Source organism: Gilliamella sp. GillExp13, assembly GCF_001690815.1.
Lineage (GTDB): Bacteria > Pseudomonadota > Gammaproteobacteria > Enterobacterales > Orbaceae > Gilliamella > Gilliamella bombi.
On record NZ_LZHJ01000094.1, the window covers coordinates 1 to 18,037 of the forward strand.

14 protein-coding genes, 2 tRNA genes and 3 pseudogenes are annotated in these 18,037 nt (G+C 34.4%); 8 read left to right on the top strand and 11 right to left on the bottom strand.

Features of this window, described 5'->3' with window-relative positions; genetic code table 11:
- Together A9G37_RS06480 and nagE are read right to left on the bottom strand one after the other, a co-directional pair.
- On the bottom strand, nucleotides 1–269 hold a 269-nt coding region (locus A9G37_RS06480; RefSeq protein WP_065574980.1), incomplete at its 3' end, for a helix-turn-helix domain-containing protein.
- A gap of 242 nt (nucleotides 270–511) precedes the next feature.
- Nucleotides 512–2,017 (bottom strand): N-acetylglucosamine-specific PTS transporter subunit IIBC, encoded by a 1,506-nt coding sequence (gene nagE, locus A9G37_RS06485; protein ID WP_065574981.1) that lies wholly within the window; start codon nucleotides 2,015–2,017, stop codon nucleotides 512–514.
- Between the two features lie 251 nt (nucleotides 2,018–2,268).
- Between nagE and nagB the strand changes: the two genes are divergently transcribed.
- From nagB to A9G37_RS06500, 3 genes are read left to right on the top strand one after another with little or no spacing between them, the layout of a single operon-like run.
- On the top strand, nucleotides 2,269–3,075 hold the full coding sequence (gene nagB, locus A9G37_RS06490) for a glucosamine-6-phosphate deaminase (RefSeq protein ID WP_065574982.1): 807 nt from the start codon (nucleotides 2,269–2,271) through the stop codon (nucleotides 3,073–3,075).
- Nucleotides 3,076–3,086: 11 nt separating this feature from the next.
- A complete protein-coding gene (nagA, locus tag A9G37_RS06495; RefSeq protein WP_065574983.1) occupies nucleotides 3,087–4,229 on the top strand; it encodes an N-acetylglucosamine-6-phosphate deacetylase in 1,143 nt (380 codons plus the stop codon).
- Between the two features lie 36 nt (nucleotides 4,230–4,265).
- Entirely contained in the window at nucleotides 4,266–5,495 is a 1,230-nt protein-coding gene (locus A9G37_RS06500; protein WP_034910842.1) for an ROK family protein, read from the top strand.
- Between the two features lie 50 nt (nucleotides 5,496–5,545).
- On the opposite strand, the gene asd is transcribed toward A9G37_RS06500, so the two are convergent.
- The 5 genes and pseudogenes from asd to A9G37_RS06525 form a co-directional block, all read right to left on the bottom strand.
- The gene (gene asd, locus A9G37_RS06505; protein ID WP_065574984.1) at nucleotides 5,546–6,649 is read right to left on the bottom strand and encodes an aspartate-semialdehyde dehydrogenase; all 1,104 of its coding nucleotides are present in this window, start codon (nucleotides 6,647–6,649) and stop codon (nucleotides 5,546–5,548) included.
- Between the two features lie 205 nt (nucleotides 6,650–6,854).
- Nucleotides 6,855–6,931: transfer RNA gene (locus A9G37_RS06510), tRNA-Pro, on the bottom strand.
- 22 nt (nucleotides 6,932–6,953) lie between these two features.
- A tRNA-His gene (locus A9G37_RS06515) sits at nucleotides 6,954–7,029 on the bottom strand.
- Nucleotides 7,030–7,152: 123 nt separating this feature from the next.
- Nucleotides 7,153–7,431 (bottom strand): annotated as a pseudogene (locus A9G37_RS06520) (L-serine ammonia-lyase, iron-sulfur-dependent, subunit alpha); the annotation flags it as partial.
- Nucleotides 7,432–7,438: 7 nt separating this feature from the next.
- Nucleotides 7,439–7,687: pseudogene (locus A9G37_RS06525) on the bottom strand (serine dehydratase subunit alpha family protein); the annotation flags it as partial.
- Between the two features lie 320 nt (nucleotides 7,688–8,007).
- Here A9G37_RS06525 and A9G37_RS06530 point away from each other — a divergent pair.
- Together A9G37_RS06530 and A9G37_RS06535 are read left to right on the top strand one after the other, a co-directional pair.
- Entirely contained in the window at nucleotides 8,008–8,688 is a 681-nt protein-coding gene (locus A9G37_RS06530) for a response regulator transcription factor (RefSeq protein ID WP_034910896.1), read from the top strand.
- A 144-nt stretch (nucleotides 8,689–8,832) separates the two neighbouring features.
- On the top strand, nucleotides 8,833–10,002 hold the full coding sequence (locus A9G37_RS06535) for an ATP-binding protein (RefSeq protein WP_218059333.1): 1,170 nt from the start codon (nucleotides 8,833–8,835) through the stop codon (nucleotides 10,000–10,002).
- Nucleotides 10,003–10,015: 13 nt separating this feature from the next.
- Here A9G37_RS06535 and A9G37_RS06540 read toward each other — a convergent pair whose 3' ends face one another.
- A complete protein-coding gene (locus tag A9G37_RS06540) occupies nucleotides 10,016–10,765 on the bottom strand; it encodes a M15 family metallopeptidase (protein WP_081297681.1) in 750 nt (249 codons plus the stop codon).
- 160 nt (nucleotides 10,766–10,925) lie between these two features.
- Between A9G37_RS06540 and A9G37_RS06545 the strand changes: the two genes are divergently transcribed.
- The 3 genes from A9G37_RS06545 to A9G37_RS06555 all read left to right on the top strand — a co-directional run bounded on the left by A9G37_RS06545 (nucleotide 10,926) and on the right by A9G37_RS06555 (nucleotide 13,340).
- A complete protein-coding gene (locus tag A9G37_RS06545) occupies nucleotides 10,926–12,059 on the top strand; it encodes a bifunctional tRNA (adenosine(37)-C2)-methyltransferase TrmG/ribosomal RNA large subunit methyltransferase RlmN (RefSeq protein WP_141671106.1) in 1,134 nt (377 codons plus the stop codon).
- 29 nt (nucleotides 12,060–12,088) lie between these two features.
- Nucleotides 12,089–12,703 carry a hypothetical protein gene (locus tag A9G37_RS06550; protein ID WP_065560204.1) on the top strand — a complete coding sequence of 205 codons (615 nt, stop codon included), beginning with the start codon at nucleotides 12,089–12,091 and terminating at the stop codon, nucleotides 12,701–12,703.
- 61 nt (nucleotides 12,704–12,764) lie between these two features.
- Nucleotides 12,765–13,340, top strand: coding sequence for a manganese efflux pump MntP (locus A9G37_RS06555; RefSeq protein WP_065574988.1), 576 nt, complete (start codon nucleotides 12,765–12,767; stop codon nucleotides 13,338–13,340).
- Between the two features lie 143 nt (nucleotides 13,341–13,483).
- On the opposite strand, the gene A9G37_RS06560 is transcribed toward A9G37_RS06555, so the two are convergent.
- From A9G37_RS06560 to A9G37_RS13205, 3 genes and pseudogenes are all read right to left on the bottom strand, one after another.
- The gene (locus A9G37_RS06560) at nucleotides 13,484–15,616 is read right to left on the bottom strand and encodes an AAA family ATPase (protein WP_065574989.1); all 2,133 of its coding nucleotides are present in this window, start codon (nucleotides 15,614–15,616) and stop codon (nucleotides 13,484–13,486) included.
- Between the two features lie 14 nt (nucleotides 15,617–15,630).
- Nucleotides 15,631–17,262, bottom strand: coding sequence for a hypothetical protein (locus A9G37_RS06565; protein ID WP_065574990.1), 1,632 nt, complete (start codon nucleotides 17,260–17,262; stop codon nucleotides 15,631–15,633).
- A gap of 261 nt (nucleotides 17,263–17,523) precedes the next feature.
- Nucleotides 17,524–18,037 (bottom strand): annotated as a pseudogene (locus A9G37_RS13205) (transposase); the annotation flags it as partial.

Sequence of the window (18,037 nt, forward strand, 5' to 3'; positions counted from 1 at the left end):
TAATAAAGCATGAGGTATTTTTCAACTTGGCGCCATACCGAAGACTCTATTGGCTTACCATTACCGCTGTTTTTTCGCCTTTTCCTAGCTAGGGTTACCGCATCATGTGCTTGATAGGCTTGATTAGGTTTTGAGTTTCTTTTTATCTCTCGACTTATTGTCGAAGGATGTCTATTGAGTAGCTGGGCTATCTCTTTTTTATTCTTTCCGGCTTGTAATAATACGAAAATTTGGTATCTTTCCTTCCTAGAAAGGTGATTATAATACATAGCAATCTCCAAACTGTGGTGGTGCGAAGGTGCTAGTATAAATCACCTTTCTACTTTCTTCACTCCACCGTGTTTAAAATTGCACTTCATGTTTGAATCCAGGGTTTTTAATGAAAATATACTGGAGCGTTTATAAATAAAGCAAAGGAATCTGTAAAGTTAAATTAAATAATCCACTCTATTTTTTGCTTATTTAAATAGAGTGGATTGTTATATTAGTTTTATTTAATTTGGTTCTTATTTTATACTAATTGACTAAACAAGTTTTTCATCTCATCGGCAATTTTTTCGGCCTGAGTACCAACAATAATTTGTACACCTGTTTTACCGAGTTTGATCACAGCCATCGCGCCAAGTGCTTTAGCTGCTTGTTCATCAACTAATTCTGAATCATTTACACCTAAACGCAAACGTGTAATACAAGAGTCAATGTTAGTTAGGTTTCCTTTCCCACCAACAACCGCTAGATATTGTTCAGCAAGTTTAGATGTATCTCCAATGACTTGTTTTTTCTGGGTACTTTCAGTTGACGAAACAGTCGTATCTTCATCTTCACGGCCTGGGGTTTTAAGGTTGAATTTTACAATTACAAAACGGAATGCTACATAGTAGACCACAAAGAATACTAGACCTTGAAGGATCAACATATACCAATGGACAGCAAGCGGATTACGGCTTGAAAGTAACATATCGACTAAGCCAGCGCTAAAGCCAAATCCTGCTATCCATTGCATTGCTGCTGCAATATAAAGTGAAATACCCGCTAAAATCGCATGTAAAACATAAAGTACAGGTGCAACAAACATAAAAGCAAATTCAAGCGGTTCGGTTACACCAGTAAAAAATGCAGCAAAAGAAGCAGCTAACATGATTGATGCAGTTTTATCTTTATTGCCTTTTTTAGCCGTATGATACATAGCTAGTGCTGCACCAGGCAGACCAAACATCATAACAGGGAAGAATCCAGCTTGGTAACGACCTGTAATTCCAACTGTAGCTAAACCGTCTTCAATTGATTTTTGCCCACCTAGGAAGTTAGGAATATCGTTGATACCAGCTACGTCGAACCAGAATACTGAGTTTAAGGCATGGTGTAAACCAACAGGAATAAGTAAGCGGTTAAAGAATCCATAAATACCAGCACCCACAGATCCTAATTCTTTAATATATTTACCAAAAGCAACTAGTGCGTCATAAATAGTTGGCCAGATAAAATATAAAACAGCTGAAACTAATAGCATCACAACTGAAACAACAATTGGTACTAGTCTTTTTCCACTAAAAAAAGATAGTGCTTTATGTAATTCAACCCGACTAAAGCGATTGTAAAGTTCGGCTGCAATAATACCAACAAGAATACCAATAAATTGATTGTTTATTTTACCATATGCAGCAGGAACTTGCTTTAACCAGTCATCTGCTTTTGTGTCAATACCATTAAATAATGCAATAGAATTTGGAGAAAGTAAGGTGGTTACCACTAAAAAACCAACTAAACCAGAAAGTGCAGCTGCGCCATCTTTATCTTTAGACATTCCATAAGCAACACCAATAGCAAATAAAATTGGCATATTATCGATAATAGCACCACCCGATTTAATTAAAAAGGCGGCAACAATACTATTTTGCCCCCAGCCATTAGGATCGATCCAATACCCAATCCCTAGTAGTATTGCAGCAGCAGGTAGAACTGCTACAGGCACCATCAATGAACGCCCGATACGTTGCATATAAGCTAAAATTCCCATAAGTTTAACCTCATATAGTTATTAGGGGTATATAATAAAAAGTAATAAAATTTTACATCTTTAAGCGATGATAATTAAGTATTATTATTTCACTCTATATTATTTATTTTACTTCGCAAATTAATTATTCTTTTTTTTGTGATTTAAATCACCATTTTTTTTGATTAATTAGTTTAATATAGTAAAATAAAGACAACATATTTTATTTCAAGAAAAAAGTTTTTTAATTATATCACAAGAGGTAACAGCACATGAGACTTATTCCTTTAGAAAATGCACAAGAAGTCGGTGCCTGGGTTGCACAGCGCATTGTTAATAAAATTAATGAGTTTAAACCTACCGCAGATCGTCCATTTTTATTGGGGCTGCCAACAGGTAGTTCACCATTAGTTATGTATCAACAATTGATTAAACAATATAAAGCAGGTAATGTTAGCTTTAAGCATGTTGTAACCTTTAATATGGATGAATATGTTGGTATTCCAGAAGAGCATCCTCAAAGTTACCACACATTTATGTACGAAAATTTTTTCAATCATATTGATATTGATAAGAACAATATCAATATATTAAATGGTAATGCACCAGATATTGATCAAGAGTGCCGTCAATATGAAGCGAAGATCAAAGCTTACGGTAAAATTAATATCTTTGTTGGGGGGGTAGGTCAAGATGGACATATCGCTTTTAATGAACCGGGATCTTCACTTTGTTCACGTACACGCATAAAAACATTAACTGAAGATACACGCATTGCTAATTCTCGCTTTTTTGATAATGATGTGAATCAAGTACCAAAACATGCGTTAACCATTGGTGTTGCAACTTTAATGGATGCACAGGAAGTTATTTTATTAGTTTGTGGTCATAATAAAAGTTTAGCATTACAAGCTGGTGTTGAAGGGTCTGTTAATCACCTTTGGACTGTCACTGCGCTACAAATGCATCCTGCATCAATTATTGTTTGTGATGAACCAAGTACTGATGATCTTAAAGTGAAAACACTAAAATATTTTAAACAAATGGAAGCTGATAATCTTAAAGTGACCGTTTTATAAAGGATAATTCAATGTATGCATTAACAAATTGCCGTTTTTATACAGGTTATGAAATCCTTGATAACCACGCTGTTATTATTGATGGTGATAAAATTACAAAAGTCTGTAAACAAAACGAATTACCTACAGATATCAAAATTGAAAATCTACAAGGCGCAATTGTGGCCCCTGGATTTATTGATATCCAAGTTAATGGATGTGGTGGTGTACAATTTAATGAAACGCTTGATGCACTAAGCGTTGAAACATTACAAGCCATGCAGGCCACAAATCTTATTTCTGGTTGTACTAGCTATTTGCCTACGTTAATTACATCAACTGATGAATTTATGATAAAGGCAGTTAACGTGATGCGTGAATACTTAGCTACGCATCCTAATCAAGCACTTGGGTTGCATCTTGAAGGACCTTATATCAGCCCTGAAAAAAAGGGAATTCATGACGAAAATATTATTCGACAGCCGTCACAAGAAATGATTGATTTCCTTTGTGAAAATGCTGATGTAATTAAAATTATAACTTTAGCACCAGAAAAAGTTGAAAGTCATTTCATTAAGCAATTGGTTAACGCAGGTATTCATGTATCTGTTGGGCATTCGAATGGTCACTACGATGATTGTCGTCGTGGATTTAACGATGGCATTCGTTTAGGTACTCACCTATTTAATGCCATGCCTTATATTTCTGGACGCGAACCTGGCGTAGTTGGCGCAATTTATGATGAACCTGAAGTTTATGTAGGCATTATTGCTGATGGTCAACATGTCAGTTGGGCAAATATTCGCAATAGTCACAAAATAAAACAAAATCATTTAATTTTAGTTACTGATGCAATGTTACTTGCAGGTTCTAATTTAGAATCAGGCGTATTTGCAGGCAAAACCATTTATTATAAAGATGGCCGCTGTATTGATGAAAATGGCACACTTGGTGGTTCAGCATTAACTATGATTGATGCAGTAAAAAATGCTGTTGAATATGTAGGTATTGCATTAGATGAAGCATTAAGAATGGCAACACTTTATCCTGCCAAAGCAATCGGTGTGGATAAAGATCTTGGTAGTATTTGTGAGGGTAAAATTGCGAACCTTGTTGTATTTAATCGTGACTTTACAATAATTAAAACTATTGTTAATGGAGAAGTGAGTCGCTAGAATATCAGATAGTTAATGAAAAATATTGAGTAATATATGAAATTTAATTATCTGAACTTAGTTGGCAACGCTGAATTAATCAAACAGCTAAATTATGCAATGATTTACCGTTTGATTGTTCAGCAAGCACCTGTTTCTCGTATTCAATTGGCCGAAATCAGCCAATTAGCCCCTGCAAGCATTACCAAAATAACCCGTCAACTTCTTAAAAAAAAATTAATTAAAGAAGTTGATGCACAACAATCAACGGGGGGACGGCCTGCAGTTTCAATCGAAGCTAAGTTTGAATATTACCAAGCAATTGCCGTACAATTAAGTCGATCTCACGTCACAATAGAGCTTTTTGATTTAGGGGCTAAATGCCTTATGTCAAAAAAATGCTCACTTACCAATTTTACTCAACAACAAGTTCAAGATTATCTAATTATATTAATTAAAGAATTTATTCAGTTGAATAGCAAAAAAATAAAACATTTAGTTGCAATATCTATTGTACTCCCTGGCTTGATTGACTCAGTTAATGGCATTGTTCGATACACCCCACATATTCAAGTAGAAGAATGGGCTTTAGGCGAGATACTGCAAAAGGAATTCAATGTATCTATTTTTGTAGGAAATGATATTCAAAGTCTAGCATTAGCTGAAAGTTATTTTGGTTCAACACAACATGTTGATGATTCTATTTTAATCCGTGTACATCGCGGGGTAGGCTCTGGTGTTATCGTTAATCAACAGTTGCTTACAAACCACAATCAAAGCGCTTGTGAAGTTGGGCACATTCAAGTAGATACATTAGGTGAACGTTGCCATTGTGGTAACTTCGGCTGCTTGGAAAACAGAGTTGTAAATAAAGCAATTGAATACCGAGCTAAACAGATGATTGAGCAAGGTTATGCATCAAAGTTAATATTAGAAAACTGTGATATATATCATATCTGTCAGTATGCTAATCAAGGCGATGAACTAGCTATTAAGTTAGTTAAGGATGCAGGTGAAAATCTTGGTAGAGCAGTTGCAATTATGGTTAACATCTTTAACCCTCAACGAATTGTGTTAGCAGGAGAACTTACCAAGTCGCCCGAAATACTATTAACTGCTGTTAATAGTGCATTAAATGCTCAAAGTTTAGAGGGATTACGGAAAAACCTGACTATCACTTGTTCTTCCCTTAACGATAGCTCAGCAATTGGCGCATTTGCATTAGTGCAGCAAGCTTTATTTAATGGATCACTATTAGTGGCGTTGTTGAATGATAAAGAACCATAATCTATTGTTATAAAAAACCGATAAATCGGTTTTTTATATTTTATTTTTAATTAGGCCAAAATGCATAACATTCTACGTAATGGTTCAGCCGCCCCCCATAATAATTGGTCACCAACAGTAAAAGCTGAAAGGTAATCTTTGCCCATATTCAATTTACGTAAGCGCCCAACAGGTGTTGTTAAAGTGCCTGTTACTGCTGCAGGGGTAAGTTCACGCATCGAAAGATCACGATCATTCGGCACGACTTTTACCCAATCATTATGAACTGCAAGCAGTTTTTCAATTTCAGGAACGCTGATATCTTTTTTCAATTTAATGGTAAAAGCTTGGCTATGACAACGTAGTGCTCCAATACGAATACAAAGCCCATCAACCGGAATAACTTGATTGGTACCTAAAATTTTATTGGTTTCGGCTTGCCCTTTCCACTCTTCTTTACTTTGTCCATTATCTAGCGCTTTATCGATCCAAGGAATTAAACTTCCTGCTAATGGCACACCGAAATTATCAGTTGGTAAACTACCATCACGCATTTTTTGGGTCACTTTTCTCTCAATATCTAAAATAGAAGAATGGGGATCTTGTAACTCTTTTGCCACCTCAGCATTTAGCATCCCCATTTGGGTGAGCAATTCACGCATATGACGTGCGCCACCACCAGAAGCAGCTTGATAAGTTGAAACGGAAATCCAATCAATAAGGTTTTCAGCAAATAAACCACCAAGAGACATTAACATTAAGCTTACAGTACAGTTACCACCTACAAAGGTTTTAATACCTTTATCTAACGCAGTATCAATGTTATCTTTGTTCACTGGATCAAGCACGATAATTGCGTCATCTGCCATACGTAAAGTCGATGCTGCATCAATCCAATAACCCTGCCAACCTGTTGCACGTAATTTTGCGTAAATCTCTGAGGTATAATCACCACCTTGGCAAGTGACAATAATATCTAATGCCTTTAAAGCATCAATATTATCTGCGCTTTGTAATATACCTGTTTTTCCACCGAAGATAGGAGCTGCTTGACCTGCTTGAGAAGTAGAAAAGAAAACAGGATTAATATAATCAAAATCGTGTTCTTCAACCATACGTTGCATAAGAACAGAACCTACCATTCCACGCCATCCTACAAAACCAACATTTTTCATAATTTATTCCCAATAAATAGAGGTTATATAAAGAGATATTTTTATCTATTAAAACAAAATATCACCATAAAACAAGTAAGATAAGAATAATTTTTGTAGGTAGGAATATAATAACATGCCGTTATATATTAAAAAGACAAAACAAACACAATAACGAACAGAAAAACAAAATCTCAACTAAATGAACGAGCTTTTTATTTAAAAATGGTCGGCGAGAGAGGATTCGAACCTCCGACCCACTGGTCCCAAACCAGTTGCGCTACCAAGCTGCGCTACTCGCCGTTAGATTTTATATTTCATAAAATGGGGTGGCTAATGGGATTCGAACCCACGACAACTGGAATCACAATCCAGGGCTCTACCAACTGAGCTATAGCCACCATAGAAGTAGGACGAAATATTACGCATAAAAAATAACATTGTCCAGTAATTTTTTTTAAAAATATGCTGATTGCTTATATTAAAATCGCTAAAAGCCTAATATTTTAGCGTTAAGCAAATATTTATGTTTTATGCGACATGATATCAATAATCTGTGTGTCAATTATTTTCATACTTTGACTAACAATTGCACCAAGATTATTGATTGATGTTTCCACGCTATCACAAACAATACCTTCTTTACCTGTCACTCTAACTTGGCTTAATGCCATTAATACTGCTTTAAATCCAGAAGATACTGAAGTTGATACTTTCATTGCGCAACTGTTTGAAGCGCCATCACAAATAATACCAGATAAATCGCCAATCATACTACAAATAGCCATACCAATAGGCTCATGATACCCAACCACCGATTGCACCAATGGCAGCCGCAATAGGTAACTCAACCATACCGGTACCTGACACAGTTACCTCCGTACCATTTTTCATTAAATTAGGCAAAACATAAGCGTCAATTTTTTCAATAATTTTGTTGCTACTATGTTGCATCGCAATAGTTGCAACCAAAGATATGGGCTCAGTACAACCAACTGCAGGTAAAACTTCATGTTTTACCAATTGAATTAATTGCTGCCATATTACTTGTTGTTCCATTTTTTATCTCCATATTAACTTTAGTAATGTTAAATGGTGAAACATTTAATGTTAAGTAAGCAGACTATTTTAGTCTATCTTACTTAAGAATTGAATAATGCCTATTTACAACCATTAGAAAGTAATATGATAGTTATTGTCAAAAGATATATTAAAACATATAGTTATATCTGAAACCTTTTTACATTATTTAATAGTAAATTAAATAATCAGGAATAGTTTAAAATATGTAATATTTTAGTAAAAGAACCTGACTTTTTTTATATTATTGCAATAATATAAAAACCTATAATTAGATAACAATGGCGATTGCGATTATGATAAATATTTTATTAATAGATGATGATATTGAATTATCACAAATGCTTAGCGAATATTTGACTAATGAAGGTTTTAATATCAAAAGTGTTTATTTAGGTAAAGATGGTATTGATGAAGCGCTATCAGGTAAATATCGTGCAGCAATCTTAGACGTGATGTTACCAGATATTAATGGTATTGATGTCCTGAAAAGCATCCGTCAACAATGTAATATGCCTGTTATTATGTTAACTGCTAAGGGTGATAATATTGATCGCGTTTTGGGTTTGGAATTAGGTGCTGATGATTACATTCCAAAACCATGTTATCCGCGTGAATTATTAGCAAGATTACGTGCAGTTTTACGACGTTTTGATGAACGTTCGGTCGAAATGGTTGATGATAAAAAATATCATTTTAATGGTTTAATGTTAGATCTACCTCAACGGCTTTGTACGTGGAATGGACAAGTAATTGATTTGACATCAACCGAGTTTAATTTATTAGTTTTATTAGTGAAACATAGCGAGCGAGTAGTAACTAAAGAAGAATTATCTGAAATTGGGCTTGGTCGAGCAAGAGAACTTTATGATCGTAGTGTTGATGTCCATATCAGCAATATTCGCCAAAAATTACATCAAGTTGCACAAAATGATGTGACAATAGAGACGATTAGAGCCGTCGGTTACCGTATTCGTTAACAAACAAATAGGCTTGACATGAATCATCGATTATTCTGGAAAATACTTATTACGTTTGGGGTAATCTTTTATCTTACCTTCCAATTGACTTGGATTGCGTTTTCTATTTATGTAGAAAATAAAAATCAAAGATTTCTCAATCATATGCCCACGAAAGTCGATATGATTGCCCAGTTATTACATGTAGCTGGTGAAGATGAAACGCTTAATTTCATAGCACATTTACCTGAGCGAGAAAGAACGTTACTGTCAATAAAATTAGTTTCTCCATTGAATGATCAAGTTAATATTTTAACCGATGAATTAGAAACACCTACATATGCTTATCAACGCATGACCGTCGCTCCTGACGGAACTCTTTATTCTGTTTCATTTAAAGAGGATAAAGAGGATCATGTTAAAAAGGCATTGTTCAACATGCCCTTGCCCATCGTATTAATGGGTATATGTGTTGGACTTGTTTTTAGCCTCTTTCTAGCATGGAATTTAACTAGACCGATGAGGTTATTAAGGCAAGGTTTTTTCAAGGTATCTCAGGGAGATCTTTCTGTCAGATTATTCAATAAACTAAAACCTAGGCGTGACGAACTTAGCGAATTAGGTAAAGATTTTGATATGATGGTTGAGCAACTTAATATATTACTTTCTGATCGTCAGTCTCTCCTTCATGATGTTTCTCATGAACTTAGAACTCCGCTTGCTCGATTGCAACTAGCAATTGGACTTGCTCAACAAAATAAACAAAATATTGATACATCTTTAGCTAGAATAGAGTTAGAGTCAGAACGTTTAGATCAGTTAATTGGCGAAATTCTAAATTATTCTCGTGCTGAAATGAATAATCGCACTGATGAATATTTTGATTTAAAAGACTTAATAAGTGTAGTAATCAATGATGCTAATTATGAAGCTAATCACCAGTTAATTGAAGTACATTTTACTTTATCATCTATTACTCATCCAATTGTTAAAGGTAATTCAGAACAAATACGTCGTGCTATTGAAAACATTATCCGAAATGCTATTCGCTTTTCAAAAGCTGAGCAAGCCGTAGAAGTTTCATTAAAAGAAACAGGTAAGTATTTACAAATTGAAGTTAAAGATCGAGGTCCTGGTGTTGAAGAAAATAAGTTATCAAGTATTTTTGAACCATTTGTCCGTATTCAATCTCCACAATTAGGTAAAGGTTATGGCCTAGGACTGGCTATTGCTAGAAAGACCGTCATTATGCATAACGGTACTATCCAAGCATCTAACCGTGATGGTGGGGGCCTTATTGTAACAATATGTTTGCCTTATTGGAGAAAACATTAATAATAAAAATATATTAATAACAATCAGCATTCACAGTTAATACATACTCTTTAACTAGACTTTCTAGCTTGATTTTATCGTGTCCTATGAAACTTAAAGCTTTCATGATAGCTTCTGGATCTCTTTCCAATACAGTTTTGTATTGGTCAATATATTGACTAGCAATAGGTCTATATGACCAGTGCCATTCTTCAGGTTGATATCCTCCTTTGCGTCCTTCATTAAAAGCTTGGCAAAATCCATATTTAGGCAGATTTTTTTGAAGCCATTTATATAGAATAATGCCTTTTTTATCATCCTTAAAATATGTTGATGAAACGCTGGTAATATCAATATCTGTTCCCCAATGATGCCTTGATGTGCCAGGCATAGACGAAAATTTTAGAATTTCTTCAGCAATTTTTTCTGGGTCATTTATTTTAGCTGATAAAGCATCCCATTTCCGTTGCCAAATACCGTTTTGGTAAGTATAATTTCGCGTTGCACTTACTATGATAAAAGGAATATCTGGATGAACTTTTTTAAAGTCATTGTAGGCTTTTATAAGTTGTTCGGTTGGTTCTTTTTGTAGATACATTCCTTTTTTATTAACAGGTAGTATAGTTGAGTCTAACGCAATAAAACCATTATCTTTTTTTTCGTCAAACTGTCCAATCAGTTTATTTAATGTGATCTGTTGTGCCATGGTAAAAGTAGGAAATAGAAGTAAAGATAATTTTAAAGTCAAACCACCTATTTTTTCTAACATTGTTGATTTCTTCATCTTTCAAGCATTGCCAATATTCTATATAGCCAGATTAAGTTAAAAGCAGTATAATCCTTTTCCTAAAAAAAGAAATAGCCATAATGTGTAAAAACGAGGCCTTATGTTAACAACATCTACATCTAATACGTCTCAAAATTGTTTAGACGCTGCCAATACAATGAATCTTAATACAACTAATTCCATAAACGAAAGAATAAATTTACTAAACTTCACACGCCAACAATTAAGAGAGTTTTTTATATCACTTGGTGAAAAACCGTTTCGAGCTGATCAAGTAATGAAATGGATCTATCATTTTGGTGTAGATAATTTTGATCAAATGACCGATATCAATAAAAAACTACGTGAACAACTAAAGACTTTAGCAGAAATTAAAGCTCCGAAGATTGCCATAGAACAGCGTTCTTCTGATGGCACAATAAAATGGGCACTTGATGTTGGTAATAACCAACTGATTGAGTCTGTTTATATTCCTGAACGTGATCGTGCAACATTATGTGTTTCATCTCAAGTTGGTTGCGCATTAGAGTGTAAATTTTGTTCTACAGCCCAACAAGGATTTAATCGTAATTTAACCGTTTCTGAAATTATTGGCCAAGTATGGCGTGCATCAAATGCAATTGGTGTCACCGGAAAATTAGCAGATAGGCCCATTACTAATGTAGTTATGATGGGTATGGGTGAACCGCTACTTAATTTGTCTAATGTTGCACCAGCTATGGAAATTATGTTAGATGATTTTGGCTATGGTTTATCCAAAAGGCGTGTAACACTATCGACATCAGGAGTTGTTCCCGCTTTAGATAAGCTAGCCGGTATGATTGATGTGGCGCTAGCGATATCACTTCATGCACCTAATGATACTATTCGTAGTGAAATTATGCCAATTAACCTAAAATACAATATGTCTATGCTGCGTGATTCAATTCTGCGTTATCTTTCATCTTCAAACGCAAATCACGGAAAAGTAACTATTGAATATGTATTACTTAATCAAATTAACGATGGCGTTGAACATGCTCATGAGCTTGCTCAATTCCTAAAAAATGTACCTAGCAAAATTAATTTAATTCCTTGGAATCCGTTCCCTGGTGCGCCTTATTCAAGATGTTCAAATACACGAATTGATCGCTTCATGAAAACATTAATGGGATATGGATTTACCGTAATAGTTCGTAAAACACGGGGGGATGATATCGATGCTGCATGTGGCCAGTTAGCTGGAGAAGTTGTCGACCGCACTAAAAGGACTCTTTATAAAAAGCAGAGCCTTGTTAAGCAAACAGCATAAGGATAAATCTTTATAAAAAGGAGAGATAGATGAAGAAATTGTTAGTTATAACTAGCTATTTTTTGATGATAGTACTAGCGGGTTGCCAAATGAAAGACAACAATGAATTTGATCCAGAAAAAGCAGCTTTGGCTAGAATGCGACTTGGATTAGGATATCTTGCTAAAGCAAATGAGTCAGAAGAAAATATCAAAATAGCGCATTATAATCTAAAATTAGCTGCACAATACTCTCCAAATAATCCCCAAGTTATGTTAGCCATGGCAATGTTTGATCAACATGTTGGTGAATACAACGAAGCCGAGATGATTTACAAACGTATTACTCTAATGCAACCAGGTAATGGATTATATCATGTCCATTATGGTTCTTTTTTATGTGGTCGAGATCGTTATCAAGAAGCAAAAAAACAATTTGAACAGAGTATTGAGTTCGATCGTCATCGTTGGAAAGCTGATGCTTATGAACAATATGGTTATTGTGCAATCCAAAATAATGATAAAAAAATAGCTGACTTAATGTTTAAGCAACTTTTTCAATATGATGCTAATCGTCGAGACAACGTTATAAAAACAGCTGAACTTTATAAAAATAAAGGTGATAAAAAAATAGCAAATTATCTATTTTCAGTAACAAATAAATAAATCATCACCCATTATTATAATAGTAATAAATTTTTAATAATTATAAGCAAGAGTATATGTCATGAATTTTTGGGCTATTTTATTATTAGCACTAGCAATGTCAACCGACGCCTTTGCTGTCGCCGTTTGTCGTGGGATTTCACTTAAATCAACACCAATTTTAGGCGCATTCAAAATTGGTATTCTATTTGGTGTTGTTGAGGCTATTACCCCATTGCTTGGCTGGTTAGTTGGTTATATTGCATTGCAATATATTGAACAATGGGATCATTGGGTTGTATTTGCTGTCATGCTATTTTTAGGCATTAATATGATATATAACAGCCAGAAACAATCAGATGGAAATTGCCAAGAAGATGAATTAACATCATCAAAAAAATCTTTTCTAATGCTAATTTTCACAGCAATTTCAACCAGTATAGATGCATTTGCCGTTGGTGTTGGCTTAGCATTAGCAAGTGTTAATATCTTTTTTGCTGCATCAATGATTGGACTCGCTACCTGTACAATGGTTACTATTGGGTTATTATTGGGTAATAAAATTGGCTGTTTAATTGGTAAACAGGCTGAGCTTTTGGGCGGATTAGTACTTATTTTTATTGGTGTAATAACTCTTTATCAACATCTTTCTGTTTAATGTTTCAAATAAAAATACTTTTTATACTGTTAGGTTTCGAACGTTTTATTGATTGATATATTTTATCCAAATTTAAATAACGTCCGAAACCAATTACTTTACTTAATAAAGGTTACAGAAAACTAACTCTATCTTATCTTCCTTTAATTTTTATAAAATTCCATATCAAAACTATGTGTCTGCTGGTTATAAATTGCTTTAAACACTCCTTGATCATGAGGATTCTGCAAAATATGATTAACAATAAATGGTCTAACATTGGTTTTTATATAACCCGGCAATCCTCTGGCACCACGAATGATATCATAATGATCGTGACAGAATGTACTGATACAAGAATCTTTTATTTCGATAGTGTAGCCACGATGACTATGTGATTGATTTAATTTGTCAATTTCTCGACGAATAATCCGTTCAATAACTTCCATTGGTAGGCGTTTAAAATGAAGAATATTTTCTCGTCCATTAAAACGATTAAGTAGTTCTGAACGATAAGTATTATTCAGTTCATTTGTCGCTAATTCACATGCAGCTTCGTCAGAAAGATTAGGATCCAAATAGTAAGATTGTCCAATATTTGAGGTCATAATAATCATAATATCAGAAAAATCGACAGTTCGACCTACATTATCGGTTAATCGTCCGTCCGATAAGATCTGTAAAAAGATATTAAAGACATCAGGATGTGCTTTTTCAATCTCATCAAATAAATAGATTCCAACTGGTTTTTTTCTAACTGAGTTTGTTAAAATTCCACCTGCTTCAAATCCCTCATATCCTGGAGGTGCACCAATTAATTTAGCAACAGCATGTTTTTCCATGTATTCTGACATATCAAAACGAACCAACGATTTTTCGTCACCGTAAACATATTCCGCTAAAGCTTTGGCCATTTCAGTTTTACCTACACCAGATGGACCTAAAAATAGGTAAGACATTGCAGGGCCTGATTCTTCAAGCGTGTCAACTTTAGCAACCTTCACCGAATTGGCTACATGTTTTACAATGTTATCTTGGCCAAAGATTCGCGATAATAAATTTGCATCCAAATTAATCAAGTTTTCAACTTCATTCTCATCTAATTTGTTTGCTGATATACCTGAAACTTTACTAAATTCGGCGATCACTTCTTGGCGACTTAGTCGCAAATCCTTATTGGCTAGCATCACCAATTTTTGGTGCTGTTCATTATTTTGTGCAATTTCTGCATCAATTTGTCGAATTTTTTCCTTTAATTTAGCAACTGCTGGTGAGTCAAATCCTCCAGCTGTTAACTGTGCAAATGTTTTTATAGCAACTGATTCTGAATCTTTATTATTGTTGTCCTCTTCTTCTTGTAACTGGGTAATTTCATCTTGCAGTTTGAAGCGTAACGTTTCAGCATCACGTTGATATTGATATGTTTTGCTAATTTCAGACTTTAAATTCAGCCAATCTTGCTGCCATTGTTCAAGCTGCTGTCGCAAATCATATTGTTCTGTTTCACAGCTACTTTTTTCGATCTTACCCATTAACTCAGCAATTTTTGGATGCTGTTTATGTGTAAGTTGACGATAACTAGCAAGTGCACGATCAAGTAATGAAATAGCACGTTGAGGCTGTGCCCCACCTAAACCTAAACTATCACGATATTTACAGGTTAAATGTATTGCTTCATCAATAGCATCTTTATCCACTTCAATTTTGTGGTATGCAGATAACTCCTTTGCAACAGTAGTAACAATAGAATTTAAATTATCCCCAGTAGGTTCTTTGACATCGTAAAGTGTGTAAAGTTCAGGCATATTCGTGCTAGCCTTTAGCACACTACTAAGTTTATCATCACGAACTTCGAGGATAACTTGAAAATTATTTGATTTATCGGCGTTATTTAGAGCATTAATAAAATGAGCATTACCTGTATTATGTGCTGCTTCTAAAAAATTAGCCGTATCAGTAATAATCAGCACTGACTCAGGAGTTTGCATTAGCCTTTTTAAAATACTTTGAAACTCATTATTTATTTTAGTACTATCACCGCTAGAAAAAAGAGCATCACAATTTAACCAAAATAATTTTTTTACAATCAAATCAAATGGCGTATCTGGATTATTTTTAGCCGCTTGTAAACCAAGGGTAAGCATTGAAACACCTACACCTGCGGGACCTGTCAACAAAAGAGAATTTGATGATTTTCGTATGAGAATAGACGATATTCTCTCTAAATCATGTTCTCTTCCTACTAAAGTAAAATTAGGGTATTGCGCTAAATATTCACGCCCTCTAACTAAATACATTGTGCATTCCTTTGTTATAGTTTAAAGGGTGAAGTAGTATGTGAGCTATCTTTTTTGGTTTCAGATTTTTCTGATAAAACATCACCTGTCACCGCAATAAATTCTCGTGTATCACTTTGAACATCTTTGGACATTTTTTCAATTTCTTCCAAATTTGCTCGCATTGTTTCTAGTGCCGCACGGGTGATTTCCGTCGCTTCTTTTTGGGTATCACCAAATTCCGCTAAATTTTGTAGCATTGCTTCTAAATCATTATTAATTTCATCACGACCAGTTGCAATTCGAATAGCTTCATTTTTAGCAATGTCATTTGTTACTCGAGTCATTTCGGCTAAAGTATTACCGGCCATTGATTGTGCTTCATTAATTGCAGCTGAGTTAACTGCTGTTACAACAACACTGAGTTGTGAAGCAACCGATGCGATGCCTCTTGAATGCATTGCTCTTGCACTTTCAACTTGTTTTTTGGTTGCTGCTTGCATATTACGAATTTTAATAGCTTCAGTTGTTAATTCACCATAGGTTTGCATAGTATCGACAGTTGCTGTGGATACAGTATCAATGTGTTCATCCAAATTACGGCGTGTTTCATCAAGCTTCATTGACTCTAACAAATTATCACCAACATCTTTACTCTCAAGCTCTTGTCTACGTTCACGATGGACTTTCTCTACTTTTTTGGTCGCTTCGTTCATAATGGCATAAATTTGTATCATATTGCCATTATTGTCACTAAGTCCTTCAATCTGTTTAACCATTTTTTCAAGATGATTACGAATTGCACCAAAACGCTCTTTACCTTGATTCACAAATTTTAATGCCGATTCAACCATATCAGCTTGACGTAATGTATGCTGTTCTGAAGTTAAATTTAGCAACTCTTTTAATTTTTCAACATTGATTGATTCAGAGCGTTGCTCGTGACGCTTTGTAATTTCTATCTGAATATCATCTAATTCTTTATTTTTGTTTTTTATTTGTTGATTTAATTGAGCTATTTTTTCTTCATTAGTCACAATTTTAGCTTTTGATGCGGCTTTAATTTTCCCTAGGCCAAAAAACTTTTTATCCTGTTGTAATAACTCTATTTCTTTTTTTAATTCAGATATTTGTTTTTCAATACTAACAATTTCACTTTGCACATTTGCTTTTTGCGTTACTTTTTCTTCGTCCCATTCTTGATCGGCTTTAATTTGAGCTAATGCATTTCGGGTTTCACCATTTTGGCGTAAGTTATATAAAGCATCGGTGAGTTCGGTAAGTGGTTTTATTTTTTCGATAAAATCATTAAGATCATTATTAAAATCAGCATACACTCGTTGTAATTCAGCAAATACTTCGGTATCAGTCATCTCAATACGTTGTTTAGACATCTCTTCAGAAATTGATTGAAGATATTCTTTAAATGTATCAAATTCTTGAATTTTTACCCGATCAATTTCCTTATTGTCAGAAAATTCTAAAATATTAGTAACTTCTTCTACTTTTTGTTCCAGTGAAAGGCTATCTGAAAAAATAACTTTAAAAAAAGTATTTTCTTGAATATTAGCAAGTGGAGTTTCTACTTTTGCTTTTTTTTCACGTTGTCTAACCGAATAGTCTTTTTCTTCTGTACTGGCTAATTTTTTTCTTGGAGCTACACCCATTATTTCTTTCCTTAATTGTTTATTTCTATATTCACTTATTATTTAATTACTTTGAATTCTATTTTAAATAAAAAATAAAGTTTGGAACAATAATTTGATCTTATAGAAAAGATAAATTTCATCTTTTCATAATGTTATTATCTATTTAACATCTGATTTTGACAAGTAAAACAGTCATACAAAATCAGAAAATTAAAAAATAAATGATATTCATCAAGTATAGAGCAAGCTTTTTGCTGGTATAACAGATTATTATCTATAACGAATTTCGTTGGCCTTCTCTTTATCTGCTTCCCAGATATGGCGTGTGATGACTTTCTGTGTATTTTTACTCTGTGTACACTGTGACAATAACGGACAGACTTTGCAGGTTGTTGCATCAGAATGATAATGACGATAACCTTCCCTGCTAGTAGTTTTATATATTAATGTTTGCCCGTTTGGGCAAGTATAAGTATCGTTTTGACTGTTATAGATAAACTGCTTTTTTCTGATGGGATTCGCACCATGGGTGGGACGACGATAACCCAACACCGGATATATCTGCTCTGCCAGCAGTAAATGGCAAATGGGAGCCGTAAAATAACCCGCATCAAGACCGACACCAACCGGATTAAAGCCAAACCGCTCTAACTGGCGTTTTAATCAGGCCATGTAAGGCTGGGAATCATGATATTTCCAGCTGTGACATAGGTATCGGTAATTAAATTATGTTTGCCATCAACCGTTCGGTGATCTAAGTAGAAAAATCCTTTAGGCTTGCCTTCCCAATGCA

What these genes read in the sequence shown, in the direction of transcription:
- nagA (WP_065574983.1), top strand. Translation starts at nt 3,087, where the DNA reads ATGTATGCATTAACAAATTGCCGTTTTTATACAGGTTATGAAATCCTT.
- A9G37_RS06545 (WP_141671106.1), top strand. Translation starts at nt 10,926, where the DNA reads ATGAATCTTAATACAACTAATTCCATAAACGAAAGAATAAATTTACTA.
- A9G37_RS06550 (WP_065560204.1), top strand. Translation starts at nt 12,089, where the DNA reads ATGAAGAAATTGTTAGTTATAACTAGCTATTTTTTGATGATAGTACTA.
- nagE (WP_065574981.1), bottom strand. Translation starts at nt 2,017, where the DNA reads ATGGGAATTTTAGCTTATATGCAACGTATCGGGCGTTCATTGATGGTG.
- nagB (WP_065574982.1), top strand. Translation starts at nt 2,269, where the DNA reads ATGAGACTTATTCCTTTAGAAAATGCACAAGAAGTCGGTGCCTGGGTT.
- A9G37_RS06565 (WP_065574990.1), bottom strand. Translation starts at nt 17,262, where the DNA reads ATGGGTGTAGCTCCAAGAAAAAAATTAGCCAGTACAGAAGAAAAAGAC.
- A9G37_RS06555 (WP_065574988.1), top strand. Translation starts at nt 12,765, where the DNA reads ATGAATTTTTGGGCTATTTTATTATTAGCACTAGCAATGTCAACCGAC.
- A9G37_RS06560 (WP_065574989.1), bottom strand. Translation starts at nt 15,616, where the DNA reads ATGTATTTAGTTAGAGGGCGTGAATATTTAGCGCAATACCCTAATTTT.
- A9G37_RS06500 (WP_034910842.1), top strand. Translation starts at nt 4,266, where the DNA reads ATGAAATTTAATTATCTGAACTTAGTTGGCAACGCTGAATTAATCAAA.
- A9G37_RS06535 (WP_218059333.1), top strand. Translation starts at nt 8,833, where the DNA reads ATGCCCACGAAAGTCGATATGATTGCCCAGTTATTACATGTAGCTGGT.
- asd (WP_065574984.1), bottom strand. Translation starts at nt 6,649, where the DNA reads ATGAAAAATGTTGGTTTTGTAGGATGGCGTGGAATGGTAGGTTCTGTT.
- A9G37_RS06540 (WP_081297681.1), bottom strand. Translation starts at nt 10,765, where the DNA reads ATGAAGAAATCAACAATGTTAGAAAAAATAGGTGGTTTGACTTTAAAA.